The sequence below is a fragment of the Streptomyces sp. NPDC036984 genome (genome assembly GCF_055607665.1).
This window is the reverse complement of the sequence record NZ_JBVJRL010000052.1, coordinates 1-10,385: the sequence shown is the minus strand read 5'-3', so window position 1 is coordinate 10,385 and position 10,385 is coordinate 1. Positions and strand designations below refer to the sequence as shown.

Genomic DNA, 10,385 nt, shown 5'->3' with positions numbered 1-10,385 from the left:
GCCACCAGCGGCACATCCGTCTCACCGACGAACCCGGCCAGCCGCCCCGCCTGCCCGGCCAGCGCACCCACACTCCGCGCCGAGAAGATCACCGGCACCACGCCATCGACCGGCGTCACCGGTTCGCCATCGGGTTCCTCCGGCGCCTGCTCCAGGATCACGTGGGCGTTCGTACCGCTCACGCCGAAGCCGGACACGCCCACCCGGCGCGGCCGGTCGATCTCCGGCCAGGGCGTGGTGTGGTGGAGGAGCCGGACGGCGCCCGCGTCCCAGTCGACGCGGGTGCTGGGCTCGTCGGCGTGCAGCGTGGCGGGCAGGATGCCGTGGCGCAGTGCCTGCACCGTCTTGATCACGCCGGCCACGCCGGCGGCGGCCTGGGTGTGGCCGATGTTGGACTTCAACGAGCCGAGATACAGCGGCTGTTCGCGGTCCTGACCGTAGGTGGCGAGGACGGCCTGTGCCTCGATCGGGTCGCCGAGGACCGTGCCCGTGCCGTGGCCCTCCACCGCGTCCACGTCGGCCGGGGTCAGCCCGGCCGCAGCCAGCGCCTTGCGGATCACCCGCTGCTGCGAGGGCCCGTTGGGGGCGGTCAGGCCGTTGGAGGCGCCGTCCTGGTTGACCGCGCTGCCGCGCACGACGGCCAGGATCCGGTGGCCCTTGCGCTGCGCCTCCGAGAGGCGCTCCAGGACGACCACACCGGCGCCCTCGGCCCAGCCCGTACCGTCGGCCGTGTCCGCGTACGACTTGCAGCGGCCGTCGGCGGCGAGGCCGCGCTGGCGGGAGAAGTCCACGAAGGTGTGCGGGGTGGCCATGACGGTGGCGCCGCCCGCCAGTGCCATCGAGCACTCGCCGCGCCGCAGGGCCTGCGCGGCGAGGTGGATGGCGACGAGGGACGAGGAGCAGGCCGTGTCGACGGTCACGGCGGGGCCCTCGAAGCCGAACACGTAGGAGATGCGGCCGGAGGCCACGCTGCCCGCACCGCCCGTGCCGGCGTAGCCCTCCAGTTCCGGCGGGAGGTTTCCGCCGAAGAAGTAGTCGACGCCCATGATTCCGTTGAAGACGCCGACGTCCGCGCCTTTCAGCGAGAGCGGGTCGATACCGGCCTGTTCGAGTGCCTCCCACGACGTTTCCAGCAGCAGGCGCTGCTGCGGGTCCATCGCCAGGGCCTCACGGGGTGAGACACCGAAGAACTCGGCGTCGAACAGGCCGGCGTCGTGCAGGAATCCGCCCTGGCGGGCATAGGTGGTGCCCGTCTTGTCGGGGTCGTCGGCGAACAGCGTGTCCAGGTCCCAGCCGCGGTCGGCGGGGAAGTCGGTCACGGCGTCCCGGCCCTCGGCGACCAGGCGCCACAGCTCCTCCGGCGTCGTCACTCCGCCGGGCAGCCGGCACGCCATGCCGACGATCGCGACCGGCTCGTCCGCGCTGCGCCGGACCTGCCGGCGCAGGTCGTGCAGTTCCGTCGTGACGCGCTTGAGGTACTTGAGGAGTTCCTGCTCTGTGGCCATCTTCCATTCCTCACCGAGGGTTTGACGGTCCGCGAAACGTGACGGTCAGACGATTCCGAGTTCGTCGTTGATGAAGTCGAGGACTTCATCTGCGGAAGCGGATTCCAGTTGCTCCGCCACGGCGGAACCCTGTGTCTCCTCGACTGCTCCGTTGCACTTCGCGACCAGGCCCTGGAGGCGAAGCACGATGTCGGCTTTCTTGGACTCGTCGGAAAGCAGTCCGGCGATCAGCGACTCGATGTCCTCGATCTTTTCGTGCACCAGCGACAGGGCGTCGTTGGTGGTGCCCAGTTCCGCGTGGAGATGGCGGGCCAGAGCGAGCGGGTTCGGGTAGTCGAACACGACGGTCGCGGCCAGCTTGAGTCCGGTGGTCTCGCGGAGCCGGTTGCGCAGTTCGACGGAGGTGAGCGAGTCGAACCCGGCGTCCTTGAACGCCGTCTCGGGGCCGACGTTCTCCGCCCCGGCGTGGCCGAGGACGGTCGCGACGTGGCCGCGTACGAGGTCCAGGAGCAGGGCCTCCTGCTCGGCCGGGGCGAGTCCGGCGAGCCGGCGGGTGAGTCCGCCGGTGCCGTCCCCGGCCGTGCCGCGGACCGGCTGGCGGCCGGTGCGGACGAGGCCCCGCAGGAGGGGTTGTACGGGGCGGCCCGCCGCGGCGTCGGCGCGCAGGGCCCGCAGGTCCAGCTTGACGGGGGCGAGGAGCGGCGCGCCGGTGGCCAGGGCCGCGTCGAGGAGGCGCATGCCTTCGGCGGGGCCGATCGGCAGGACGCCGCCCCGGCTCATCCGGGCCTGGTCGGCCGCGCCCAGGTGGGCGGTCATGCCGCTGGTCTGCTCCCACAGGCCCCAGGCCAGCGAGGTGGCGGGCAGGCCGGCCGCCCGGCGCTGGTGGGCTACGGCGTCGAGGTAGGCGTTGGCGGCCGCGTAGTTGCCCTGGCCGGCCGAGCCGAACAGGCCGGACGCGGAGGAGAACACGGCGAACGCCGTGAGGTCCAGGGTGCGGGTCAGCTCGTCCAGGTGCCGTACCGCGCTGACCTTGGGTGCGAAGACCCGGGCCAGGCGCTCGGGGGTGAGCGCGCTGATCACGCCGTCGTCCAGCACGCCGGCCGTGTGCACGACTCCGGTCAGCGGATGCTCCGCCGGAACGGCGTTCAGCAGCTCGGCCACCGCCGCCCGGTCGGAGACGTCACAGGCCACGAGGGACACCGACTCGGCGCCCAGCTCGGCCAGTTCGGCCGCCAGCTCCCCCGCGCCCTCGGCGGCCGCACCCCGCCGGCCGGCCAGCACCAGGTGCCGTACCCCGTGCCGCTCCACCAGGTGCCGCGCCACCAAGGTACCCAGCGAGCCGGTACCGCCCGTCACGAGCACCGTGCCCTCGGGACGGAACGCGACAGCCTGCTCGCCCTCGCCCGCCCGCACCAGACGCGGCACCGACAGCACCGAACCCCGCACCGCCACCTGCGGTTCGTCTGCGGCCAGGACCGTGGCGAGCAGGTCGTCGAAGGGTTCGTCGGTGGCCGGGTCCAGGTCGAGCAGGACGATCCGGCCGGGGTTCTCGGCCTGGGCCGCGCGGACCAGGCCCCAGACGGCGGCACCGGCCGCGTCCGTCACCGTGGCGGCGCCGCCCGCGGGCACCGCGCCCCGGGTCACCACCAGCAGCCGCGCGTCCTCCGCTTCCTGGTCGGCGAGCCACGCCTGGACGACCTCCAGGGCGGCGGCGGTCCGGGCGAGCGCCTCCTCGTCGCCGTCGGCGGAGCCCTGGAGCTCCAGGACGGCGGCTTCGGGCACCTCGCCGTGCAGCGCCGTCACGTCGGCGGCGGTGGTGACCCGCGTCCACACGGGCGGCGTGTCCGTCACCTGGGCGGGTGCGGGGAGTTCGGTCCAGTCGAGGCCGAACAGGGCGTCGCGGCCCTCGCCGGCCGTCGCGGCGGCGTCGAGCTGCCCGACGTCCACCGGACGGAAGGTGACCGAGTCGACGCTCAGGACGAGGCCGCCGTTCTCGTCGGCCGCGACGACGGACAGGACGTCGGTTCCGCGCGGCGCGATCCGCACCCTCAGGGCGGCGGCGCCGGCGGCGTGCAGGACCAGCCCGTTCCAGGAGAACGGCAGGACGTTGTGTCCGTCGGCGGGCTGGGCGAAGGCGTCGGTGTGCAGGGCCGCGTCCAGCAGGGCGGGGTGGAGGCCGAACCGGGCCGCCTCGTCCCGCTGCGCGTCCGGCAGGGCGACCTCGGCGAAGATCTCCTCGCCGCGCCGCCACACCGCTCGCAGGCCCTGGAACGCGGGGCCATAGGCGTAGCCGTGGCTCGCCAGGTCCTCGTAGAAGGAGGCGATGTCGAGGTCGACCGGTTCGGCGCCGGCCGGCGGCCAGACCGTGGTGTCGAAGGCGGGGGTGTCCTCGGCCGAGGCGGTCAGGGTGCCGGTGGCGTGCCGGGTCCAGGCGTCGGTGCCGATCTCGCCGGCGGTGTTCTCCCGGGCCGAGTAGACCGACACGGTCCGCACGCCGGCGTCGTCCAGTGCGCCGACGGCGACCTGGATCCGGACACCGCCCTGCTCGGGGACGACCAGGGGTGTCTCGATGACGAGTTCGTCCAGCACTCCGCAGCCGGCCTCGTCACCGGCCCGGACGGCCAGCTCCACCAGGCCGGTGCCGGGTACCAGGACCACTCCGCCGACGGCGTGGTCGGCCAGCCACGGGTGGGTGCGCAGGGAGAGCCGGGAGGTGCACAGGACACCGCCGGTCTCGGGCACCTCCACGACCGCGCCGAGCAGCGGGTGGTCCGCCGTGCTCTGGCCGAGGGCGACCGCGTCGGTGGCGGGGGCCATCCGGAGCCAGTAGTGCTGGTGGTCGAAGGCGTACGTCGGCAGGTCGACGTGGGCCTCGGTGGCGCCCTCGGGAAGGACGGCCGCCCAGTTCACGTTCGTCCCGCGGACGAACAGCTCCGCGACGGACAGCAGGAGCGTCTGTGCCTCGTCGCGGTCGTCGCGCAGCGCCGGCACGCTGACCGCGTCCTCGTCGGCGGACTCCGCGATCGCGCCGGTCAGGGCGCCGCCGGGGCCCAGCTCCAGGAAGAACGCGCCGCCGGAGGCGCTGATGCCCTCGGCGAAGCGGACCGGGCGGCGGACGTGGTCCACCCAGTAGGCGGGATCGGTGAGCTGACCCGGCTCCGCGAGCCGGCCCGTCACGTTCGATACGACGGGGAGGGTCGGCTCGTTCCACGTCAGGCCGGACAGAGCCGCTGTGAACTCTGTCAACATCGGCTCCATCAGCATCGAGTGGAACGCGTGCGAGACGGTGAGCCGCTTGGTCCGGCGGCCCTGCTCGCGCAGCTTCTCCGCCACGGCGAGGACGGCTCCCTCGTCGCCCGAGAGGACCACCGAGCCGGGCGCGTTGACCGCCGCGAGGTCGACGCCTGCGCCGAGGTACTCCTCGATCTCCGCCTCGTCGGCGGCGACCGCGACCATCGCCCCGCCCGGTGCCAGGGCCTGCATGAGCCGGCCGCGCGCGGCGACCAGCACCACCGCGTCGGTCAGCGACAGCACACCCGCGACATGGGCGGCGACCACCTCGCCGATGGAGTGTCCGGCGACCACGTCCGGTCGTACGCCCCAGGACTCCAGGAGCCGGAACAGGGCCGCCTCCACCGCGAACAGCCCGGCCTGGGTGAAGACCGTCTGGTCCAGCAGACCGCCGCCCGCGTTGCCGACCTCGCCGAAGATCACGTCCTTGACGGCGTGGTCCGCCCAGCCGGCCAGCTGCGCGTCCAGCGCGGCGCACGCCTCGTCCAGCGCCTCGGCGAAGACGGGATACCGGTCGTACAACCCGCGTCCCATGCCCAGACGTTGTGAGCCCTGGCCGGGGAAGACGAACACGGTGCGCCCGGTGCTCTCCGAGCCGGTGGCGACGATCGGCGACGACTCTCCGGCGGCCAGCGCCTGGAGTCCGGCCACGGCGTCGTCCCGCGAGCCGGCGACGATCACGGCTCGTTCGGACAGCACCGCCCGCCGGGCGACGAGCGCTCCGGCGACGGCCGCCAACGGGGCGTCGGTCTCCCCGGCGAACTCGGCCAGCCGTCCGGCCTGTCCGGCGAGTGCGGCGGTGCTCCGCGCCGAGACCACGACCGGCAGTACGCCGTCGGCCGGGGCCACCGGCGCCACGGCCGGCTCCTCAGGGGCCTGTTCCAGGATCACGTGGGCGTTGGTGCCGCTGACACCGAAGGCCGAGACGCCGGCGCGGCGCGGGCGGCCGGTCTCCGGCCAGGGCCGGGCCTCGGTGAGCACCTCGACCGCGCCCGTCGACCAGTCCACCTCGGCCGACGGCTGGTCGACGTGGAGGGTGGGCGGCAGCACCGCGTGCCGCAGCGCCTCGACGGTCTTGATGACGCCGGCGACGCCGGCCGCGGCCTGGGTGTGCCCGAGGTTGGACTTCACCGAGCCGATCCACAGCGGCTCTTCGCGGTCCTGGCCGTAGGTGGCGAGCAGCGCCTGAGCCTCGATCGGGTCGCCGAGGACCGTACCGGTGCCGTGCGCCTCCACCGCGTCCACCTCGGACGTCGAAAGACCGGCGCTCGCCAGCGCCTTGCGGATCACCCGCTGCTGCGAAGGACCGTTCGGTGCCGTCAGCCCGTTCGAGGCGCCGTCCTGGTTCACCGCGCTGCCGCGCACGACGGCCAGGACCCGGTGGCCCTTGCGCCGGGCCTCCGAGAGGCGTTCGAGGACGACGACGCCCGCGCCCTCGGCCCAGCCGGTGCCGTCGGCGGACGAGGAGAACGCCTTGCAGCGGCCGTCGGGCGAGAGGGCCTGCTGGCGGGAGAACTCCACGAAGGTGTACGCGTTGGCGAGGATGGTGGCGCCGCCGGCCAGGGCCATCGAGCACTCGCCGTTGCGCAGGGCCTGCGCGGCGAGGTGGATGGCGACCAGGGAGGAGGAGCAGGCCGTGTCCACGGTCACCGCGGGGCCTTCGAGGCCGAAGACGTACGACACCCGGCCGGAGGCCACGCTGCCCGCAGACCCGGTGGCCGTGAACCCGGCGAGCTCCTGCGGGAGTTCACCGCCGAAGCCGTAGCCCTGGGTCATCACGCCGGAGAACACGCCGACGTCGGTGCCCTTCAGGGAGAGGGGATCGATGCCCGCCCGCTCCAGCGCCTCCCAGGACGTCTCCAGCAGCAGCCGCTGCTGCGGATCCATCGCCAGCGCCTCCCGCGGCGAGATACCGAAGAAGCCCGCGTCGAACAGGCCCGCGTCGTGCAGGAATCCGCCCTGGTCGACGTACGAGGTTCCGACGCGTTCGGGATCGGCGTCGAACAGGCCCTCCAGGTCCCAGCCGCGGTCGGACGGGAACCCGGACAGGGCGTCCCGGCCCTCCGCCACCAGCTCCCAGAGTCCTTCGGGGCTGGTGACACCGCCGGGCAGCCGGCAGGCCATGCCCACGATCGCGATCGGCTCGCCGGGGTCGGCCGCGGCGACGGCCGGTTCCGGGGCGGCGGGGGCGGCGGTGACGCGCCCGAAGTGGCTGTGCAGGTGGCGGGCGAGGGCGAGCGGCGTCGGGTAGTCGAAGACGACGGTCGTCGGCAGACTGAGGCCGGTGGCCTCACGGATGCGGTTGCGCAGTTCGACGGAGGTGAGGGAGTCGAACCCGGCGTCCTTGAACGCCTTCTCCGCCCTGACCTGGTCGGCTCCGGCGTGGCCGAGGACGGTGGCGACCTGGCCGCGGACGACGTCCAGGAGCAGCGCTTCCTGCTCGGCCGGGTCGAGTCCGGCGAGCCGGTCGGCCAGGCCGCCGCCGCTGCGGTCCGCTGCGGTCGTCCGGGCGGCCTGCCGGGTGACCCGGATCAGTCCGCGCATCAGGGGCTGCACGGTGCCCCCGGAGGCCGCGTCGGCGCGGGCGGCCCGCAGGTCGAGCTTGATCGGGACGACGAGGGCCTGGTCGGCGCCGAGGGCCGTGTCGAAGAGGGCCAGGCCCTCCGCAGGGGTGAGGGCGCGGACGCCGCCCCGGCTCATGCGGGCCTGGTCGGTCTCGCTGAGGTGGGCGGTCAGGCCGGTGCTCTGCTCCCACAGGCCCCAGGCGAGGGATACGGCGGGCAGGCCGGCGGCGCGGCGGCGGGCCATCAGGCCGTCGAGGTAGGCGTTGGCGGCCGCGTAGTTGCCCTGGCCGGCCGAGCCGAACAGGCCGGCGCCGGAGGAGTAGACGGCGAAGACCGTCAGGTCGAGGCCGCGGGTCAGCTCGTCCAGGTGCGCGGCGGCGTCGGCCTTCGGGCCGAAGACGCCTGCCATCCGTTCGGGGGTGAGCGTGCTGATCACGCCGTCGTCCAGCACGCCGGCCGTGTGCACGACTCCGGTCAGCGGGTGCTCCGCCGGAACGGCGTTCAGCAGCTCGGCCACCGCCGCCCGGTCGGAGACGTCACAGGCCACGAGGGACACCGACTCGGCGCCCAGCTCGGCCAGTTCGGCCGCCAGCTCCCCCGCGCCCTCGGCGGCCGCACCCCGCCGGCCGGCCAGCACCAGGTGCCGTACACCGTGCCGCTCCACCAGGTGCCGCGCCATCAAGGTACCCAGCGAGCCGGTACCGCCCGTCACGAGCACCGTGCCCTCGGGACGGAACGCGACGGCCCGCTCGCCCTCGCCCGCCCGCACCAGACGCGGCACCGACAGCACCGAACCCCGCACCGCCACCTGCGGTTCGTCTGCGGCCAGGACCGTGGCGAGCAGCGGCTCGACGGCGGTGCCGTAGGCGATGTCCAGGTCGGTGTCGGTGTCGATCAGCACGATCCGGCCGGGGTTCTCGGCCTGGGCCGCGCGGACCAGGCCCCAGACGGCGGCGCCGGCGGGGTCCGTGACCGCGCTGTCGCCACCGGCGGGCACGGCACCCCGGGTCAGGACCACCAGCCGGGACTCCTCCAGGCTGGGCGCGGCGAACCACGCCTGGAGCATGGCCAGCATCCGGTCGGTCTGGGACAGGGCGGCCTCGGCGGTGCCGTCGGGGGTGACGGCCTCGACCACGGCGACCATCGGGCCGGTCGCCGCACCGGCGAGGATCTCGACCTCGTCCGCGTGGAACAGCGGCACCCACTGCGGCACTTCCTCGGCGGCGGCGGAGGGCAGTTCCGTCCAGTCGACGCGGTACATGGATTGGCCGGTGTCGCCGGAGGCCGCCGTCAGCTGGTCGGCGGAGACCGGCAGGAAGCCCAGGGCGTCCAGGGTCACGACGAGACCACCGGCCTCGTCGGCGGCCTCCAGCGACAGCCGGCCGGATCCGGAGGGGGCGAGCCGCACGCGGAGCGTGGTCGCGCCGGTTGCGTGCAGCGTCAGCCCCTGCCACTCGGCGGGCTGCCACAGCCGCTGCCCGGTGCCGTCCGGGTCGGCCGTTGCCGCGTGTCGCAGCCCGGACTGCACGGCGGCGTCGAGGAGCGCGGGGTGGATGCCGAACCGCTCGGCGGCCGCGCGTTGCTCCTCGGGCAGGTCGACCTCGGCGAAGACCTCGTCACCGCGCCGCCACAGCTCTCGTACGCCGCGGAAGGCGGGTCCGAAGGGGTGGCCGAGGCGGAGCAGGTCGTCGTAGAGCTCGCCGGTGTCGGCCGGGCGGGCGCCGGTGGGCGGCCACAGCATCAGGTCGGCGCTCGCCTCGGCGGCGGTGAGCGGTGCGGGTGTCAGGCGTCCGGTGGCGTGCCGGGTCCACGCGGCTTCGGTGTCCTCGCCGGCCGCGTAGACGTCGACGGTCCGCGCGCCGGTGTCGTCGGGCCCGCCGACGGCGACCTGGACGCGTATGCCGCCCTCCTCGGGCAGCACGAGGGGCGTCTCGACGGTCAGCTCGCCCAGGGTGGCGGCGCCGGCCTCGTCGCCCGCGCGCAGGACCATCTCGGCCAGGGCGGCGGCCGGGACGACGACCGCCCCGCCGACGACATGGTCGGCCAGCCACGGATGGGTGCGCAGGGAGAGACGGGAGGTGAAGACCAGCCCGTCGGACTGGGGCAGTGGGACGACCGCGCCCAGGAGCGGGTGACCGGCGGTGGCCTGGCCGAGGGAGGCGGCGTCCGTGGCCGGCGCGATCTCCAGCCAGTAGTGGCGGTGGTCGAAGGCGTACGTCGGCAGGTCCACGTGGGTCTCGCCGGCGCCCTCGGGCAGCACTCCGGTCCAGTCGACCGGGACGCCCTTGACGAACACCTCGGCCATCGACGTCAACAGCCGCCGCAGCCCGCCCTCTTCGCGACGCAGCGAACCGGTGGCGAGCGCGTCCGTACGCGTCTCGTCGACGATCTCGGTGATCGGCTGGACAAGAACGGGGTGGGCGCTGGACTCGATGAACACCGTGTGGCCCTCGGCGAGCAGGGCGCTGACGGCCGGGCCGAAGCGGACCCGGCCGCGCAGGTTCCGGTACCAGTAGCCACCGTCCAGGACACCCGCCTCGCGGACCCACTCACCGGTCACCGTCGAGAAGAACGGCACCACCGGCGCCTGCCCGCGGATATCGGCGAACGCCTCCGCCAGCGCCCCCTCGATGGCCTCGACGTGCCGCGTGTGGGAGGCGTAGTCCACCGCCACCCGGCGCACCCGCACACCATCGGCCTCCAGCGCGGCCAGTGCCTCGTCCAGCGCCTCCGCATCACCCGCGATCACCACCGAGGAGGGACTGTTGACGGCGGCGACCTCAACACGCCCGTCCCAGGCGGTGATCCGGGCAGCTGCCTCAGCCTCAGGCAGGGCCACGGACGCCATACCACCCCGCCCGGCCAGCTCACCGGCGATCACCCGACTGCGGACGGCCACGATCCGCGCCGCATCCGCCAACGACAACGCACCCGCCACACACGCCGCCGCGATCTCACCCTGCGAGTGACCGACCACCGCGTCCGGCACCACACCCACCGACGCCCACACCGCCGCCACACCCAC

The 10,385-nt window shown here is 74.3% G+C and carries 1 protein-coding gene and 1 pseudogene; both read right to left on the bottom strand.

All coding sequences use genetic code 11. The features are described 5' to 3' along the window. Positions 1-1,499, bottom strand: a pseudogene (locus tag ACZ7DL_RS38660) (type I polyketide synthase); the annotation flags it as partial. A 51-nt stretch (positions 1,500-1,550) separates the two neighbouring features. Continuing rightward, positions 1,551-10,370 carry an SDR family NAD(P)-dependent oxidoreductase gene (locus ACZ7DL_RS38655; RefSeq protein ID WP_470781707.1) on the bottom strand — a complete coding sequence of 2,940 codons (8,820 nt, stop codon included), beginning with the start codon at positions 10,368-10,370 and terminating at the stop codon, positions 1,551-1,553. Positions 10,371-10,385 lie beyond the last annotated feature (15 nt).